Genomic DNA, 15943 nt, shown 5'->3' with positions numbered 1-15943 from the left:
CGGAAATGCTGATCTGCGTGCCGGACGTTCTGAGCAAGGAGACGGTCGCTCAATTCCGCAGCGTCATGGACGCGGTGGAATGGGAGGACGGCGCTTCCACCGCCGGCGCGCAGCCGCCCTCGGTGAAGAGCAATGAGCAGCTGCCGCCCAATGGCGAATTGTCTCGGCGCCTCGGCGAGCGCCTTTTGCAGGCGATCGTCTCGCATCCGGGCTTCGTCGCCGCGGCGATTCCGCTGCGCATCTATCCGCCCATGTTCAATCGCTATCGCGTCGGCCATCGTTTCGGCGTGCATGTCGACAACGCCGTGCGCGGCGATCCGCTGACCGGCGTGCGCATTCGCGCCGATCTCGCGGTCACTGTCTTTCTGTCCGAGCCCGAGGAGTATGACGGCGGCGAGCTCGTCGTCGACGACGCATACGACTCGCATCAGGTCAAGCTTCCGGCCGGCGCGCTCGCTGTCTATCCGGCGAGCGATCTGCACATGGTCGCGCCGGTCACGCGCGGCGCGCGCGTCGCCTCCTTCTTCTGGGCGCAGAGCATGATCCGCCAGGAGAGCGTGCGCGATGTGATCTATGATCTCGATACGGCGATCCAGCAGCTCGCGCCGCGGCTCGGCGGAGACGACGAGGATGTGATGAAGCTCGGCGGCGTGTATCACAATCTCATACGCCATTGGAGCGAGGTATGAGGGGCGCGTCATGCTGATCTGCATACCCGATGTGCTCGATGCGCGGCAGGTCGCCTATTTTCGCGACGTGATGTCGCAGACCGTGTGGGAAGACGGCCGCACGACCGCAGGCTCGCAATCGAGCCTGGTGAAGAATAATCTGCAGCTGCCGCAAGACGGCGCCATCGCCCGCGAATTGGGCGATCTCGTGCTCGATGCGCTCGCAGCCTGTCCGACTTTCGTCTCCGCCGCTCTGCCGCTGCGGATTTTCCCGCCGCTGTTCAATCGCTATGGCGCGGGGCATGATTTCGGGCTGCATGTCGACAACGCCATTCGCGGCGTGCCGCGCACTTCGGTGCGCATTCGCACCGATCTCTCCGTCACGCTTTTTCTCACCGATCCCGATGAATACGACGGCGGCGAATTGGTCATCGAGGATCATTACGGCGCGCAGGAAGTGAAGCTGCCCGCCGGTCATCTGGTGCTCTATCCATCGACCAGCCTGCATCTCGTGCGAGAAGTGACGCGCGGCGAACGCGTCGCATCCTTCTTCTGGCTTCAAAGCATGATTCGCGACAACGTGGTACGTTCGTTGCTTTTCGATTTGGACCAGACGATTCAAGGTCTCACGGAGCGGCTCGGCGCGGGCGATCCGGCCTGCGTCAAGCTGACAGGCGTCTATCACAATCTCATTCGCATATGGGCGGAAGCATGAAACGGTCATATCAGACGCTAGCGATTGCGGCCTCGTCTCTCCTCCTCTCGACCTCTCTCTGTCTGGCCGAAGGGCGCGCGGACATCATCAATCGTCCGCATGATCTTTCTGTGTCGAGCATGTTCCTCAACGCCGACATCGTCGTGAAGATCGTCATGCTGGGCCTCGTCAGCGCCTCCATCGGCACATGGACTGTGCTCATCGCCAAGACGATCGAATTGCGGCGCGCGCGCGCGCGCATTCGCAGCTCGATCGAGCGTCTGCAGGAGGCGCGCGGCCTCGCGGAAGCGCGTCTCGCGCTCGGCGGCGACGATCCTCTGGCGAGCGCTCTGATCGCCGAGGCGCTGCGCGAGTTCCGCCTCTCTTCCGATCTCTCCTCCGCCGGCGGATTGAAGGAGCGCGTCGCTTCGAGCTTCGCCGAGATCGAGCGCGCCGAGAGCCTTTCCATTCGTCGCGGCACGGGGCTGCTCGCCTCGGTCGGCTCCACCGGCCCCTTCATCGGCCTGTTCGGCACGGTGTGGGGCATTATGAACAGCTTCATCGGCATATCCAAAGCGCAGACGACCAATCTCGCCGTCGTCGCGCCGGGCATCGCCGAGGCGCTGCTCGCCACCGCCATCGGCCTCATCGCCGCCATTCCCGCCGTGCTGATCTATAATCATCTCGCGCGCCAGACGAGCGCCTATCTCGAGCTCGTCTCCAATCTCTCCGGCGAGCTGCTGCGCATCGTCTCGCGTGATCTCGATCGCGGCGTCCAGCAGGCGCCCGCCGCTCTGCGCGCCGCGGAGTAACGCTCATGGCCGGCAATATCGGAGGATCATCGCGCGGCGCGCTCGAAGAGACTCACGAGATCAATGTCACGCCCTTCATCGACGTGATGCTCGTGCTCCTCATCATCTTCATGGTGGCGGCGCCGCTCGCCACTGTCGATCTTCCCGTCGATCTGCCGGCCGCGAGCGCGGCGACGCACACAAAGCCCGACAAGCCGATCTATCTCACCATTCAGGCCGATCTGGCGCTCGCTCTGGGCGAGACGCCGGTGAAGCGCAATGATCTCATCGCCTCGCTGGATTCGCTCGCCGGCGGCGACAAGGACAAGCGCGTCTTCCTGCGCGCCGACACGGCGGTGCCCTATGGCGAGATGATGGCCATTCTCGAGCGCCTGCGCTCCGGCGGCTACGCCAAGATCTCGCTCGTCGCGCTCGATGCCGGCGGCGCGGCGACGGGCGGAGCCGCGAAATGAGCGTCGCCGCCGATCTCGACACGGGCCGGAACAATCGTATCTGGACCGGCGCGGCGCTAGCTGCGCTGATCGCGCATCTTCTGGCGCTCGCCGCTATTTTCGTCGTCTTCGAGGTCGAGACCGACGATGATTCGAGCGGCGCCCCGGCGATCGAGATCGGCCTCGCGCCCGCCGCGCCGCATGTCGAGGACGCTCCCGACGCGCCTCCCGGCCCGCAGGCCGACGAAGCCGCCGCCGCCGCGCCGGCCGTCGCCGCCTCCCAGACCAAGGACAATGACGATCCCAAAATCGCGCGCGTCGAGGCCGACGACGCCGATTATGCGACCGCCGAAAAGCACGAGAAGCCGGTCGATGAGCCGACCAAGCGCGAGGCGACGCCGGTGATCTCCGCGGAGTCCGCGGCCTCCGAGGCGGCCGCGCCGCCGAAGTCGGATGTGGAGCGGGAAGCGCCTCGGGCCGTCGCGCCCGCTCAGGGCATGGACAAGGCGGCCCGTACGGCGGCGCTCTCTTGGCAGAAGCGGCTGGTGGCGCATCTGCACCGGCACCTGCGTTACCCGCGCGGCGTTCCTCGGCGCTCCGTGGAAGTCGGCGTCAGCTTCACATTGGATCGGCTCGGACATGTGGTCGCCTCGAGCGTCTATCGCTCCTCCGGCGATTCCGCCTTCGACGAGGCGGCCCTCGCGATGCTGAAGCGCGCAGATCCGGTTATCGCGCCCCCGCCCGTCGTCGCCGACGAGCGTCTCTCATTCGACATTCCGGTGAAGTTCGGCCCCGAAGTGCGCTGAAGAGACTCACTGAGGCGCGGTCATCAGCTCCAGAAGATGGCCGTCGGGCGTCTCGAAATAGACGCCGCGGCCGCCGTTCCAATCATTGAGCTTCTTATCGTCCCGGCTCCAGGGCGCGCTGCCATAGGGCCGCCCGGAAGCGCGCACGCGCTCGAGTATGGCGTCGAACTCGGCGTCGGAGACATGGAAGGCGTAGTGGCTCGCCGGGAAGGTTTCGTCGTCCGAGAAGAGAAAGGTCAGCGCGGCATTGACATGGACCGGGGCAAAATGCCCGTCGGACGAGGGCTCGTATTCGAGGCCGAGGACGCGAGCGAACCAGGCGGCCGCCGCGCCCTTCTCATGGGCGGGAACGATCGTGTGGTTCAATGTGACGGTCATGAGCGTCTCGCTCCGGCGTGGCGCCGTGAATTAACGATCTCGAGAAGCCGCGGTTCCCGCCACGCTGAGATTTCGACCGTCGTTCACGACATGATAGCTTCGGCCGCTTCTTTCGGGGCGGATCGAGGAGGGGGGATTGAGCGTGCGGAACAATGCGCTGCGCGACCTCTTGCGGGTGAAGTCGATCGAATCGCTGCAGTCGGAGTCCGGTCGGCATAGCGAGCTGCGCCGCGTGCTCGGCCTGTGGCAATTGACCGGCATCGGCCTCGGCGGGCTGATCGGCGTCGGCATTTTCGTGCTCACGGGCGTGGTGGCGGCGACGCAGGCGGGGCCGGCGGTCTCGCTGTCCTTCCTCATCGCCGGCGTCGCCAGCGCGGCCGCGGCGCTCTGCTATGCGGAGTTCGCCGGCATGATCCCGGCGGCGGGCAGCGCCTATACTTACGCCTATGCCGTGCTCGGCGAGCTCGCGGCCTGGATCATAGGCTGGGATCTGCTGCTCGAATATGCGCTCGTCGTCGCCGTGGTCTCCATCGGCTGGTCCGGCTATCTGCAGGCGCTGCTCGGCCAGCTCGGCCTCGCCCTGCCGATCTGGGCCTCGGGCGCCGCCGGGACGGGCGAGGGGCGCATTGTCGATCTCGCGGCCATATTGGGTGCGCTTTTCGTGGCGGGCGTGCTGGTGCTGCGCATCGAATGGGGCGCGCGATTCAACGCCGTGATGGTGATCGTGAAGACGGCGGCGGTTTTGCTCGTCGTCGCCGTGGGCCTGCCGCATGTGCATCTCGAGAATTGGACGCCTTTCATGCCTTACGGCTTCGGCGGCGTCGTCGAAGGCGCGGCGGTCGTGTTCTTCGCCGTCTTCGGCTATGACACGCTGACCACCGCGGCCGAGGAGGCGAAAGACCCTCAGCGCCAATTGCCTCGCGCGGTGCTGCTGTCGCTCGCTGTCGCGCTCACGCTCTATGTGGTGATGTCGCTCGTGCTCACCGGAATGGTGCGCTACGACACGCTGAACAATCCCGCGCCTGTCGCCGCGGCCTTTACGGCGGTCGGTCTGCCCTGGGCGACCTTCGTCGTCTCCGTCGCCGCCGTCGCCGGCATCGTCAGCGTCATGTTGGCGTTTTTGCTCGGCTGCGCGCGCATCTGCTTCGCCATGAGCCGCGACGGGCTGCTACCGGCGTGGTTCTCCCATGCGCATCCGCGCTTTCATACGCCGCATCGCCCGACGTTGGTCATCGGCGCGCTCACCGCCATCGTCGCGGGGCTCTATCCGATCCGCGAGGTCGCCGAGCTCGTCAATATCGGAACGCTGTCCGCTTTTGTCGTCATTTGCATTTCGATCATCGTGATGCGGCGCACGCGTCCCGATGCGCCGCGCAGCTTTCGCACGCCGCTCGTGCCATTCGTGCCGCTCGTCGGCGTCGGCTTCTCGCTTTGGCTTCTCTCCAAGCTGCCGCCCGCGGCCTGGGAGCGTTTCGTAATATGGATGACGATCGGGCTGATCTTCTACTTTTCCTACGGCCGCGAGCGCAGCAAGCTGGCGCGCGCAGCGCGAGCGAGCGCGGAATAGGCCCGAGCAGCTTGAAAATCCGGGGGACCCGCTTCAGATAGATGAAAGCAGGTCCGTGCGACCGCGATTGTCGTCTCCGGCGCGCCGCTCGGAGGGGATCGAATTGAATGAGTGACGTCGTGGGCGTATCCTCGGCAGTCGAGGGTAAGAACCGGATCGCCGAGCTCGAGGCGGAGCTCGCGAGCGTGCGAGCCGAGCTATGCGCCGAGAGAGATCGCTATCGCGAGCTGCGCCACCGCGTCCGCAACGATCTGCAGGCGCTGGCGACATTGATCTCCGCCCAATCGCGGCGTCTCGAGAAGCCCGAAGGTTGCAGCAATTGCGCCATGCGTCTTCGCAGCGCCGTGGAGCTCCACAATGCGCTGGACGAGGACGATGATGCGGACATCTGCATGTCCTCCTATCTCTGGGCGCTGTCCGAAGCGCGCCGCAAGGCTTTCGACGATCGCATCGTCGGCGAGACGATCGCGGACGATGACATTTTTCTCCATTATCGGCGCGCGCAATGTGTCGGCCTCGTCTATGTCGAGGCCGTCACCAATGCGATGAAGCACGCCTTTCCCGATGGAGCGCATGGCGAGGTGCAGGCGCGTCTGCGCCGCATCGGCGACAGGCTCGAGCTGACGGTCGCCGACAATGGCTGCGGCTTCGATCCGGCCAAGGTCGCGAAGGGCGACGGGCTTCAGCTGATGCGGGGGCTCGCGCGTCAATTGAAAGGCCAAGTCTTCTTCGAGCGGCTTCCGCAGGGCGCATTGGTGCGGCTCGATTTCCCGGAATATGTCGCGTCATAATCTGGGCCGCGAGCCGGTTCCGATGAAGCAGATCGTCGTCAACCGTAGCGGGTCGCTTCCCCGTTCAGCGCTCTCGCCGTTCCCTTCGGTCGCTTCGCGTCGGCCGATCGTGCGACGAGGCGAATGCGTTTCGTCGCGCCCGGCGCGAGATGCAGCCAATTGTCGCGAGGAAGAAAAAATTCGTCGTCGATCGCCACCGATTGCGCGGCGAGGTTCGTCGACAGAGCGAGAATGAATCCGTCGCCGTCTTCCGCGATCTCCGCGCGTAGCCCGAGCTGCGATTTGATCGCGCTGCGCCCGAGCGGGAAATGAAAGGCGTCGATCTCGGCGTCGCTTTGCGCGACTGTGAAGCGCGCCACTGTCAAATCATGCGACGGCGGGCCGAAATTATAGGCGAGCGCCGTATCGAAGAAGCCGCCCCAGAATTCCGCGTCGCGCAATGTGGTGACGCCATGCGGCTCGACGGCGACTCTGCGGCTCGCTTTCATCACCGGCACATGGCCGTCGCGATAGCAGGCGAGCGAAATCTCGCCTTCTATGCGCTGCGGTCCGTCGTTGCGCAGATGCGCGAAGAGCCCGTTGACGCCTTCGTCCGTGAGCATGAGCGACAGCGGACGAAAGGCGCGCGCCAAAGCGTGATAGGCGGATTTCGGCTCGCCGCGCGCATCGAGAACGCCCCAGCCGGCGCCGGGCCATAGATCCTCGAGGAACCAGACGATGGCGCCATGAGTCGTAGAGCCGCCGCGTCGCCATTCGCCGATCGTCGCCTCCATCGTCTCGGCCACTGCGGCGCGCGCTATGTCGAGATAGAGTTGCGGATCGCTCTCGCGCAACGTCGCCGGATCGCAGCCATAGAGCAGCCGCATGTAATGTTCGGTGACGTCGCCGAAAGTCTGCGTCGCGCCCATGTCGCGCGCGATGCGTCCGGCGAAGAGAGGCGATGCGAGCGGGGCGTCGCCGAAGTCGCGGCGTAACGCGGCGTCATCCGCGATATTGGCGAAGCCGAGACATTCGGAGGCGAAGCGCACATTGGCGCGGCGCGCATCGTCCAGGCCGCGGCGATAGGCGCCCACTCCGTAGTAATGCGATACGCTCGTGTCCGAATGAAAGGGCAGGGGTCCGTCGGAAGGCGAATTCTCGACATAAATCGTATCCGGCCGCTGCGCATGGACGAGCCGCGGAAGCGTTTCGTCGAACAGCGGCGAGCGCCATTTCGCTTCGGCGAGGCCGAGCATGGAGGCTTGCTGATAGACCTCGCTGCCGCCACAGAGCACGGCGAGCGAAGGCGAAGATCGCGTGCGCGCCAAAAACTCCGTCGCTTCTCTTTCGACGCTGGCGCGAAAGGCGGCGTCCTGAAACGGATAATCGAAATTGGCGAAGGCGAAGTCCTGCCAGACCAAAATCCCGAGCTCGTCGCAGAGCGCGTAGAAATCATCGCTCTCATAGAGAGTGACGCCGGGAATGCGGACCATGTTCATGCCGGCGTCGCGCATGGCGCGCAACAGCGGCGCGCAATCCTCGCGCTCGCCAGCGAGTGAAACTGCGTCGGCCGTCGTCCAGCAGGCGCCGCGGCAGAAGAGAGCGATGCCATTCACGCGAAGCGCGAAGCCGGCGCCATCCGCGCCGCGATCGACGTCGATGTCGCGAAAGCCGGTGCGGCCGAGATCGACGCTAAGATCGCCGATCGTCGCCGCGACAGCGTAGAGATGCGGCTCGCCATGCGTATGCGGCGTCCACAGCCGTGCATCCGGCAGAGCGAGCGTCGCCTCGATGCGAGCGTCGGCGACGTGCTCGAAACGCGTTTCCGCCTCGCCGCAGAAGAGCCGAGCAGGAGCGTCTGCAACGCCGGAAATCTCGAGCGCGACGCGCAGGCTGGCGCGACCTTCGTGGACGAGTGGGCGCATATCGATAGCGCGCAGACGCAGCGCGCCATGCTCGATCAGCTCGACTTCACGCCACGGTCCGAGCGGCGGCGTCGGCGGCGCGAAGCCGGGCAGGCGGCCGAGCGCCGTCGTGCGAATGTGGCGTAGCCCCGCCGGAGCGATCATCCGCGGCCGCCAGCGCGCGCGTCCGCTCTTCGTCGCGATCTCGCGCTCGACGGAGCGAAAGCGAATGTGGAGATCATGCGCGCCAGGCGTCTCGATCTCTATTCGATGCGCATGAAACATATTGTCCGAGCGCAGCGCGAGTCGGCCGTCGAGATAGACATCCGCGAGAGTGGCGAGGCCGTGCAGCTGCAATTCCGCCCGCGCCGAATTGACGAAGGCGGTCTTGTACCAGACGTCGATCGAATCGAGCGGCGGCAGATCGTCGAAGCTCGCGCCTTCCGCGATCAGCGCCTGCGCCAGCGTGCCCGGAACGCGCGCGGCGCGCCAGCGCGCGGCGGCGGGGATGTCGGAGGGCTGCGTCCATTCGCCCGCTTCGTCGATCGCAAAAGTCCAACCGGCGTCGAGACGCTGGCGCTTTTCTCCTTCGACGCGCGCACGCATCGGCGACCTCAGCGCAGCTTGGCCGAGAGACCTGCGAACAAGCCGTCATAGACGGCGGCGAGCTCGTCCAGCGTCTCGCGCGGGTCATAGGCGCGCTTGCGCGCGGAGGCGCGCGCCGCCTGGAACTGCATCGCCTTGGCGCCAGCGGAAATCCGCCGGCAGGCCTCCGCTTCGGCGGCGAAATCGCCGTCCGGCCGCAGCCAGTCGAGATGGCTGCCGAGCAGCTCGAAATTGGCGCCGAGCTGGCGAAACGTGTTGAAGGCGAGGCTGTGGAAGAAGCAGGGCGGCCGCGCCTCCAGCACGCTCCACAGCGCCGGGAAGCGCGCGGCGAAGGCGCGGATCGGATTGTCGCTCGGGCGGCGCGCGAAATGCTCGCTCGCCAGCGCTTCAGCCAATGCGCGCAAATCTCTATGCGGGCGCTCGCGGTCGAAGCGCACGAATTCGGCGTAAGGGAACAGGCTCGACGGATCGCGCGCCTCGCCGGCGCGGCCGAAGATGGCGTCGAAATCTTCGCCATCCAGCGTGAAATAGCCGTCATTGTGGAAATAGTCGATCCGTCGCGCGCGCATGTCGATTTCCGTGACGCCGATCGTCGTCTTGGAGTGATCGATGCGGTAGGTGACGCCGCGCGTGTCCGGCAGATGATAGCCGTCCACTTCCACCATCGCCACGCGGCCGCGCGCGGTCTGGCGCACAATATGATCGTCGAGCCGATCATAGAGCGCCAGCTCCTCGACGCGAAGGCCATAGAGGCGCTCGAGATCGGCGAGGCGCGGCTTGAAGAAGGTGAATTGATCTTCTTCGTAATCTTGCGCCAGCGTGCAGCCGAGCATCGCCTCGGGCTCGAAGCCGCGCATGGCCACGAGCTCGATCATGAGGTCGACATAGCAGTTGGTCTGCGGCCAATCGCGTTCTGCATGATGCAGCGCATGACGGAAATGCGGCTTCGCCGGCTTCGACGGCGTAAGCTCCGCGTCAGAGCGAGAGAGCAGCGCGGACTGAGTTCGGCCAGCCATTGGTGTCGATCCCATGATGTTTGAACAAGGCGAGGGCGAGACGCTCCATGCCGAAGCCGACGCAAGCGGTGTGCGCCGTCTCGCCCGAAGCGGTCGTGATGCCCCAGAGCTCGCCGAAATGGTCCTGATGATAGTTGAAGCTCTGGCAGGCGGTCGGATTTTCCGTGCTCTCGATCGGCACCAGCAGCTCGAATTTCAGCGCCTGCTCGCGCTGGCTCGAGGCCATCATGCGCCCGGCGCGGCCGAAAAAAGGATCATTCGCGACATCGATATGATGCGGAAGCTGCAGCGTCTCTGCGAAGTCGCGCGCGCGCTCCAGCCAGGATTCGCGGAAGCTCGCAGCCTGCTCCGGAAGGCCGATGCGCACGAATTCGCGCATACGGAACATTTGCATACGCGCGGGATCTTTCGACGGCTCGTGGCGGAAGCAATAGGATTGGATGTCGAAGAGACCGCCTTCCGGCGCGAGCGGCCCGCGCCGCGCGACGATCGGATAGAGCGGATAGCAGGCGGCGGGAGTCAGCACGATGTCGGTCGCGCCCTGTCCGCCGGTCCAGTCGCCGCCATTGTGAATATTGTCGAGAAGGGCGAGATGATCCCTCTCGCTGCCGGCGAAGCTGTGAACCGTGCCGGCGAGCTGCGGAAAATTCTTCATGTAGCCGCTCTTCTCGAAGAGCGCGCGATTCATGCCGGGCGGAAAGCGGATGACCTCGGCATGATCATTCGCGGCGGTGCGCGTGATCAGCCGATCCATTCCCTCTATGACCGCCTCGAAGGCCTGCCCCCGGCCATAGAGTCCGTCGACGCCGGTCTCATGCAGAACGCCTTTGGCGAAGAGGCGGTCGAGGAAGCTGTCGCAGGCCTGGCACACGGGTCACTCTCCCAGCCGCTGGTCGATGCGCTGCGCGAGCAGCATGTTGGATAGATTGGTGAAGATGCGATCGTTCGAGATCATCACCTGCGCCGAGAGCGCGTCGCGCATGTGGCGACCGACGCTGAAGGGCGTGTCGTTCTTGTAGCCCGCGATGCCGGCGATCAGCAGCGCATGATTGATGATCTCGATCGAGAGTTGCGACGAGCCGATCTTGATGTTGTTCATCGCGACGGCGAAGCTCATCGAATTGAGGTCGTCCTCATTCTGTTGCGCCTTGGCGAAGCGCTTGAGGCCTTCGACGATATTGGAGCGCATGAGCTGCAGCTTTGCTGTCGCTTCCGCGAGGCGCAGCGCGCCGGGAGCCGGGCCATTCGGATGGCGGCGCGCATCCTTGCGCACGAAGGATTGCGCGCGCGAGAGCGCGTCGGAGGCGACGCCGAACCATACGGCGCTCCACAGGAGATGCGCGGTCGCGAGCATGGACTCGGAGGCGATCTCGGCGAAATCATGAGTGAAGATCTGCTCGACCGGCGCCTCGCCGCTGAAGGTGAATCCTTCGCTGCAAGTGCCGCGCATTCCGAGCGCGTCCCAGCCGCCGGTGCGCTCGAGACGATATTGGCTCTTCTCGAGCACTGCCATTTGCTGATCGGAGGGCGGCGCGTCGGCGGCGCGGCGCGCGGTGACGAGGATCGCGTCGGAATAGGCGCCATAGGAAATGAGCGCGCCTTCCTTGGCGATGCGGAATGTCGCGCCATCGCGCTCGAAGGCGCAAATGCTGTTGCGCATATTGCCGCCGACGCCGCCTTCGGTCGTCGCGGAGCCGAGCAGCAGCTGCTCGTCGCAGAGGCGGCGCATGAAGTCCTCGTGCCAGGCGCTGCCGCGGCCATGCGCGACGAGGCTCGACACTTTGATCTGATGCATGGCGAAGATCATCGCCGTCGAGGCGCATCGCTGGCCGAGCGAGGTGCAGATCTCCGCGACGTCGAAGAGCGAAGCTCCGCCGCCGCCGAATTCGACCGGGATCAGCAGCGACAGAAGTCGCGCGTCCTTGAGCGCCCGGACCGCTTCGATGGGAAAGCGGCCATTGCGGTCGACATCGTCGGCGTGGCGGGCGGCTGTCGTGACGACATCGGCTCCGCGATCGAGCGGCGCATTCATCAGGCGGCTTCCTCACCCTTGAGCTCATGCAGGCAGCCGGCGATCGCCGAGATCGAGGAGAAGCTGCGACGATTGAGCATATGATCGGGGAATTCGACGTCGAAGGTCTCTTCGAGCGCCAGCATGAGCTGGACGGCGGCGAAGGATGTGAGGCCCGCCGCGTAGAGATCGGCGTCGTCGCCGATCGCCGTGGCCGCTTTCGACAAACGTCCTTGTTCATCGACGAGTCGTCTAATCGTATCGAGCATCCTCATCTCCATCGACCAAGCTCTAGTTCTATCGTCACCATACGCTGTCGCGCATTATTTTCAGCTAATTTGCAGCCAGTTGGTGAACAGTTTGCGGATTTGACCATCGCCAAACCCAGTTTTGGCCGTTGCCAAATCCATTCCATAAAATTCGACGCGTTCCGGCGAGGGTTTCGCGCCGATCTGAGTGAAAATGGCACGCGGCTATGCTGCGCTGGACACGAGCGAGACACTCGAGGCGTCCCGATTTCTGTCACAACGGAGCCGTCTGGCTATTTCGCGCCGCGGGACCCTAATTTCGACATGAAGAAGATGAATGAGAGAAGAGGGGTTCAAGAAAAGTTAACCATGAAATGGAACATTCGTCTTCAACGTGAATGTGGGGGCTGCGCTCGCTTGTTCGACGTCGAAACGGAACTCGCGTGATGTTGGATTATGAATCCGGGTCGAAAGGCGTGGCGGAGCGTGAACGTCCTGCGGCCGCGGAGCCGAGGCGCGCCCGTTCCTCGCTGACGCCGGGACGGCTGATCGCGCTCGCGCTTCGCAACAAGCTGTTCATCGTGTCGGTGGCGCTCGCCTGTGCGGCCGGGGGCTATGCGCTGACCAAGCTGCTGACGCCGCGCTATGTCGCCGCCGCGCAAATCTATCTCGATCCGCGCGGTCTGCCCGGCCTCGAGGGCGACGCCAATCAGGGGCAGGATTCCACCGGCTTCATCAATTTCGTCGAGACGCAGACGCGCATCTTGACCTCGCAGGTCGTGCTCGAGCGCGTCGTCGAAGCCGAGAAGCTGACCGACGATCCCGAGTTCGGCGCGTCGACGTCGTTGTTCGGCAAGCTGTTCGGCCATTTCGGCCGCACGCCGACCAAGGAGGAGATCGTCGCCGGCGCCGTGCGCGCTCTCGGCACGAAGATCATGGTGCGGCGTCCCGAGCGCACCTTCATCATCGATATCGCCGCCTCGAGCGACAATGCCCAGAAGTCGGCGCGCATCGCCAATGCGGTGGCGCAGGCCTATATCGATGTGCGCTCGGCCATGCATAAGGACGCCGCGAATCAGGCGGCGACATCCTTCACGGGACGTCTCGACGGACTGCGCGAGCGCCTGCTCGCCGCCGAAAAATCGGTCGAGGCCTATAAGGCCGAAAACGGCTTCGTCGGCACGCGGGACTCTTATATCGACGAGCAGCGGCTGAAAGAGCTCAATCAGCAGCTCACTTTCGCCCGTACGCGGCTCGAGGACACGCGCTCGCGTTTCGAGCAGGCGCAGCGCGCGGCGCGGTCCGATACCGAGCTCGCCGCTATCGCCGCCAATATGAATCTCACGACCTTGAACGCTCTGCGCGGGCAGCAGGCGGAGGCGGCGCAAAAGCTCGCCGATCTCTCCGCCGAGCTCGGGCCGCAGCATCCGGTCGTCAAAAACGTCACGGCGCGGCTCGCGGAAACGCGGCGTCTCGTCAGCGCGGAGCTCGCGCGCGTCGCGGCCTCGCTGCGCAAGGATTATGAGCGGGCGCGCGGCACGGAAGAGGCGCTGAACCGCGAGATGCAGAAGCTCGAGAGCAAGGCTGTCCTCTCGGCGCAAGCCTCCGTCAAGCTGCGCGATCTCGAACGTGAGGTCGAGGTCAGCCGCAGCATTTACGAATCCTTCCTGACGCGCTCGCGTCAGACCGGCGAGGCGCGTCAGCTCGACGCCGCCAGCACGCATATCATCACAATGGCGACGCCGCCCATCGCGCGCAGCTTTCCGCCCGGCGCCGGTCTGATGACGAGCGCCGGCTTCGTAGCGGGTCTCACTCTGGGGCTCGGCCTGGTGTTTCTGCGCGAGCGCGGCTTCAGCGGCGCGGACCCGGAAGCTGCGCCCCGTCGCGACGCCGAAGCCGAGCCGCTGCGCATCGCCGTGACCGATGCGACGAAATTCACTGTTCGCGGCCCGGCGGCGGAGCCGGACCGGCTCGAATTGACGCGGCTCGGAATTCCCTTCGTGCGGCCCTTCGCCGATCGCCGCGAGCTCGAGGCGGTGGTGTCGCGCTTCAGCGCGCTGGTCGAGGCGAGCGTGCATCGCCCGCTCGTCGTCGGAATCGTCGGCGACGCGCCGGGCTCGATCCGCACCGTGATGGCGGTCAATATCGCTCTGGCGTTGCGTTTGCAGCATCTCGAGGTCGCGCTCGTCGACGCCGACCGCGATCATGCGGCGCTCACCGTTCTCATCGAGGATGGCCTCGAGGCTTTCGGCGACGCCGAGGATCCTTTCGTGCGCACGGATGACAGCGTGCTGCTGGCGTTGCCCGCCATCGATCGGCGCTCGCGCTCGGCCGGCGCGGTCGAGCGGATCGTGGATGATTTCCGTGACGGCTGTCCGGCCGAGGTCGACATTGTGCTTTGTGACGGCGTCGGCTCGGACGAGAGCATGTTCGAGCGGCTCGACTGTGTTGCGCCGGTGCTCGGCCGCGATCAAGACGAGGAGACCGCGATCGCCGAGCTTCCGCAGGCGCTACGCGCGAAGATCGCCGTGATTTTGCGGGTCGATCACAGCGACCCCTGGCTGCCGCGCCGCGATGCGCGCCGCCGCTCGCAGGCGCGCAGGTCCGCCTGAGGCGGACATTGTCTCGGCGCGGAAATCCTCTTCGACGCGATCGAAGCCATCGATGATGGCCGCCGAAGAAGGGGCGGCGAACCGGCGGCCGGCTTCGCGCAGCTTCGCCGCGACATCCAGCGCGAAGTCTGGCAGCGCGAAGTCTGGCAGCGCGAAGTCTGGATTGCCGCCATCCCTCGGAAAGAGGCGAACCGTTTCGCTCAGCGGCCGGTCTTCACCCTGGTCCATTCGCGGGTGACGACCTTCTGGAGCGGCTGATCCGGGGCCGTGACGGTGAAGAGGCGCTTCATTGTCGCCGCATCGGGATAAATGGCCGGATTTTCGGCGATCTCCTTGTCGACCAACGGCCGCGAGGCGGCGACGCCATTGGCGAAATTGGCGATTTTGGTGTTGCGGGCGGCGACCTCCGGCCGCAGCAGATAATCGATGAAGAGATGCGCCTCGTCGGGATGCGGCGCGTCCTTGGGAATGGCGAGGCTGTCGATCGACATCAGCGTCCCTTCCTGCGGGATCACATAATTGATTTCGACGCCATTGGCCGCCTCGCGCGCGCGATTGCGCGCCTGGAAGCTGTCGCCGGCCCAGCCGATGGCGAGGCAAATATCGCCATTGGCGAGCGCATTTATATATTCGGAGGAGTGGAATTTCTTTATGTGCCGCCGCAGGCCGGAGAGAAGATCGGCGGCGCGGCGAATGTCGCCCGGCTCCTTGGAATTGGGATCGAGCTTCAGATAATTGAGCGCAATCGAGAACATATCTTCGGGACTGTCGAGCACATAGACGCCGCAATCGGCGAATTTGCGCAGATTTTCGGGCTTCAGCACCTGCTCCCAGGAGGCGATCGGCTTGTCGCCGATGCGTTCTTTGATCTTGGCGACATTATAGGCGACGCCGGTGGTGAACCACATATAGGGCGCCGCATGGGCGTTGGAGGGATCATAGCGCGCGAGGCGCTGCGCGATCTCCGGCCAGACATTGTCGATATTCTTGAGCTTGCTCTTGTCGAGCGGCCGATAGACGCCGGCCTTTATCTGCCGTTGCAGAAAGGTGGCGGAGGGGACGACGACATCGTAGCCGGAGGAGCCGGCGAGCAGGCGCGTCTCCAAAATCTCGTTGGAATCATAGGTGTCGTAGACGACCTTGACGCCCGTCTCGCGGGTGAAGTCCTCGAGCGCGCGCGGGTCGATATAGTCGCTCCAATTGAAGATATTGACGACCCGCTCCGCGCCCTGGGCTCCCATGGCGCCGCCGAGCAGCAACAGACATGCGGCGAGAATTCTCATTCGACCTGCTCTCCCTCAGCGTCGGGCGATCGTTCGCCGCGAATTGTTTCGCCGCATATTGCTTCACGGCTTGCGCGCCGCGCCGCCCCATGGGCACAATGGCTGTCCTCTCGCTCTCCCGCCATTCCGAGATTATG

General features: G+C 64.9%; 15 protein-coding genes. 8 read left to right on the top strand and 7 right to left on the bottom strand.

Annotated elements, in window-relative coordinates; translation table 11 throughout:
* Positions 1–5 precede the first annotated feature (5 nt).
* Genes KP010_RS05360 through KP010_RS05340 form a run of 5 tightly spaced genes read left to right on the top strand, consistent with a single transcriptional unit; the run spans position 6 to position 3411 of the window.
* Positions 6–689 carry a Fe2+-dependent dioxygenase gene (locus KP010_RS05360; RefSeq protein WP_142863807.1) on the top strand — a complete coding sequence of 228 codons (684 nt, stop codon included), beginning with the start codon at positions 6–8 and terminating at the stop codon, positions 687–689.
* A gap of 10 nt (positions 690–699) precedes the next feature.
* A complete protein-coding gene (locus tag KP010_RS05355; protein WP_142863808.1) occupies positions 700–1383 on the top strand; it encodes a Fe2+-dependent dioxygenase in 684 nt (227 codons plus the stop codon).
* The gene (gene exbB, locus KP010_RS05350; protein WP_064032330.1) at positions 1380–2174 is read left to right on the top strand and encodes a tonB-system energizer ExbB; all 795 of its coding nucleotides are present in this window, start codon (positions 1380–1382) and stop codon (positions 2172–2174) included. The genes KP010_RS05355 and exbB overlap by 4 nt, the downstream gene beginning before the upstream one ends.
* A gap of 5 nt (positions 2175–2179) precedes the next feature.
* On the top strand, positions 2180–2626 hold the full coding sequence (gene exbD / locus KP010_RS05345) for a TonB system transport protein ExbD (RefSeq protein WP_142863809.1): 447 nt from the start codon (positions 2180–2182) through the stop codon (positions 2624–2626).
* On the top strand, positions 2623–3411 hold the full coding sequence (locus KP010_RS05340; RefSeq protein ID WP_142863810.1) for an energy transducer TonB: 789 nt from the start codon (positions 2623–2625) through the stop codon (positions 3409–3411). Before exbD ends, KP010_RS05340 begins: the two co-directional genes overlap by 4 nt.
* Positions 3412–3417: 6 nt before the next feature.
* Here KP010_RS05340 and KP010_RS05335 read toward each other — a convergent pair whose 3' ends face one another.
* Positions 3418–3789 carry a VOC family protein gene (locus tag KP010_RS05335; protein ID WP_142863811.1) on the bottom strand — a complete coding sequence of 124 codons (372 nt, stop codon included), beginning with the start codon at positions 3787–3789 and terminating at the stop codon, positions 3418–3420.
* Between the two features lie 136 nt (positions 3790–3925).
* Here KP010_RS05335 and KP010_RS05330 point away from each other — a divergent pair, with 136 nt between their 5' ends.
* On the top strand, positions 3926–5356 hold the full coding sequence (locus tag KP010_RS05330) for an amino acid permease (RefSeq protein WP_253203545.1): 1431 nt from the start codon (positions 3926–3928) through the stop codon (positions 5354–5356).
* Between the two features lie 107 nt (positions 5357–5463).
* Positions 5464–6147 (top strand): sensor histidine kinase, encoded by a 684-nt coding sequence (locus tag KP010_RS05325; RefSeq protein ID WP_142863812.1) that lies wholly within the window; start codon positions 5464–5466, stop codon positions 6145–6147.
* A 38-nt stretch (positions 6148–6185) separates the two neighbouring features.
* On the opposite strand, the gene KP010_RS05320 is transcribed toward KP010_RS05325, so the two are convergent.
* The 5 genes from KP010_RS05320 to KP010_RS05300 are packed head-to-tail and all read right to left on the bottom strand — an operon-like array spanning position 6186 to position 11932.
* Positions 6186–8636 carry a glycoside hydrolase family 2 protein gene (locus KP010_RS05320; RefSeq protein WP_142863813.1) on the bottom strand — a complete coding sequence of 817 codons (2451 nt, stop codon included), beginning with the start codon at positions 8634–8636 and terminating at the stop codon, positions 6186–6188.
* Positions 8637–8644: 8 nt separating this feature from the next.
* On the bottom strand, positions 8645–9652 hold the full coding sequence (locus KP010_RS05315) for a DUF1839 family protein (RefSeq protein WP_142863814.1): 1008 nt from the start codon (positions 9650–9652) through the stop codon (positions 8645–8647).
* Positions 9612–10523, bottom strand: coding sequence for an amino acid--[acyl-carrier-protein] ligase (locus tag KP010_RS05310; protein WP_108918381.1), 912 nt, complete (start codon positions 10521–10523; stop codon positions 9612–9614). Before KP010_RS05310 ends, KP010_RS05315 begins: the two co-directional genes overlap by 41 nt.
* 3 nt (positions 10524–10526) lie before the next feature.
* A complete protein-coding gene (locus tag KP010_RS05305) occupies positions 10527–11684 on the bottom strand; it encodes an acyl-CoA dehydrogenase family protein (RefSeq protein WP_142863815.1) in 1158 nt (385 codons plus the stop codon).
* Positions 11684–11932, bottom strand: a complete 249-nt coding sequence (locus KP010_RS05300; RefSeq protein ID WP_108918379.1) for an acyl carrier protein — start codon at positions 11930–11932, stop codon at positions 11684–11686. Before KP010_RS05300 ends, KP010_RS05305 begins: the two co-directional genes overlap by 1 nt.
* A 425-nt stretch (positions 11933–12357) precedes the next feature.
* Here KP010_RS05300 and KP010_RS05295 point away from each other — a divergent pair, with 425 nt between their 5' ends.
* Entirely contained in the window at positions 12358–14523 is a 2166-nt protein-coding gene (locus tag KP010_RS05295; RefSeq protein WP_185966554.1) for a GumC family protein, read from the top strand.
* 200 nt (positions 14524–14723) lie between these two features.
* Here KP010_RS05295 and KP010_RS05290 read toward each other — a convergent pair whose 3' ends face one another.
* Positions 14724–15806, bottom strand: a complete 1083-nt coding sequence (locus tag KP010_RS05290; RefSeq protein WP_142863817.1) for a polyamine ABC transporter substrate-binding protein — start codon at positions 15804–15806, stop codon at positions 14724–14726.
* Positions 15807–15943: the final 137 nt, after the last annotated feature.

Source organism: Methylosinus sp. KRF6, assembly GCF_018887255.1.
GTDB lineage: Bacteria > Pseudomonadota > Alphaproteobacteria > Rhizobiales > Beijerinckiaceae > Methylosinus > Methylosinus sporium.
Note: the sequence above shows the minus strand (reverse complement) of the source record. Positions and strands in the feature narration are given on the sequence as shown.

Excerpts from the sequence above, each read along its gene's own strand:
- KP010_RS05360 (WP_142863807.1), top strand. The coding sequence starts at position 6 with ATGCTGATCTGCGTGCCGGACGTTCTGAGCAAGGAGACGGTCGCTCAA.
- KP010_RS05355 (WP_142863808.1), top strand. The coding sequence starts at position 700 with ATGCTGATCTGCATACCCGATGTGCTCGATGCGCGGCAGGTCGCCTAT.
- exbB (WP_064032330.1), top strand. The coding sequence starts at position 1,380 with ATGAAACGGTCATATCAGACGCTAGCGATTGCGGCCTCGTCTCTCCTC.
- exbD (WP_142863809.1), top strand. The coding sequence starts at position 2,180 with ATGGCCGGCAATATCGGAGGATCATCGCGCGGCGCGCTCGAAGAGACT.
- KP010_RS05340 (WP_142863810.1), top strand. The coding sequence starts at position 2,623 with ATGAGCGTCGCCGCCGATCTCGACACGGGCCGGAACAATCGTATCTGG.
- KP010_RS05335 (WP_142863811.1), bottom strand. The coding sequence starts at position 3,789 with ATGACCGTCACATTGAACCACACGATCGTTCCCGCCCATGAGAAGGGC.
- KP010_RS05325 (WP_142863812.1), top strand. The coding sequence starts at position 5,464 with ATGAGTGACGTCGTGGGCGTATCCTCGGCAGTCGAGGGTAAGAACCGG.
- KP010_RS05320 (WP_142863813.1), bottom strand. The coding sequence starts at position 8,636 with ATGCGTGCGCGCGTCGAAGGAGAAAAGCGCCAGCGTCTCGACGCCGGT.
- KP010_RS05315 (WP_142863814.1), bottom strand. The coding sequence starts at position 9,652 with ATGGCTGGCCGAACTCAGTCCGCGCTGCTCTCTCGCTCTGACGCGGAG.
- KP010_RS05305 (WP_142863815.1), bottom strand. The coding sequence starts at position 11,684 with ATGAATGCGCCGCTCGATCGCGGAGCCGATGTCGTCACGACAGCCGCC.
- KP010_RS05300 (WP_108918379.1), bottom strand. The coding sequence starts at position 11,932 with ATGCTCGATACGATTAGACGACTCGTCGATGAACAAGGACGTTTGTCG.
- KP010_RS05295 (WP_185966554.1), top strand. The coding sequence starts at position 12,358 with ATGTTGGATTATGAATCCGGGTCGAAAGGCGTGGCGGAGCGTGAACGT.
- KP010_RS05290 (WP_142863817.1), bottom strand. The coding sequence starts at position 15,806 with ATGAGAATTCTCGCCGCATGTCTGTTGCTGCTCGGCGGCGCCATGGGA.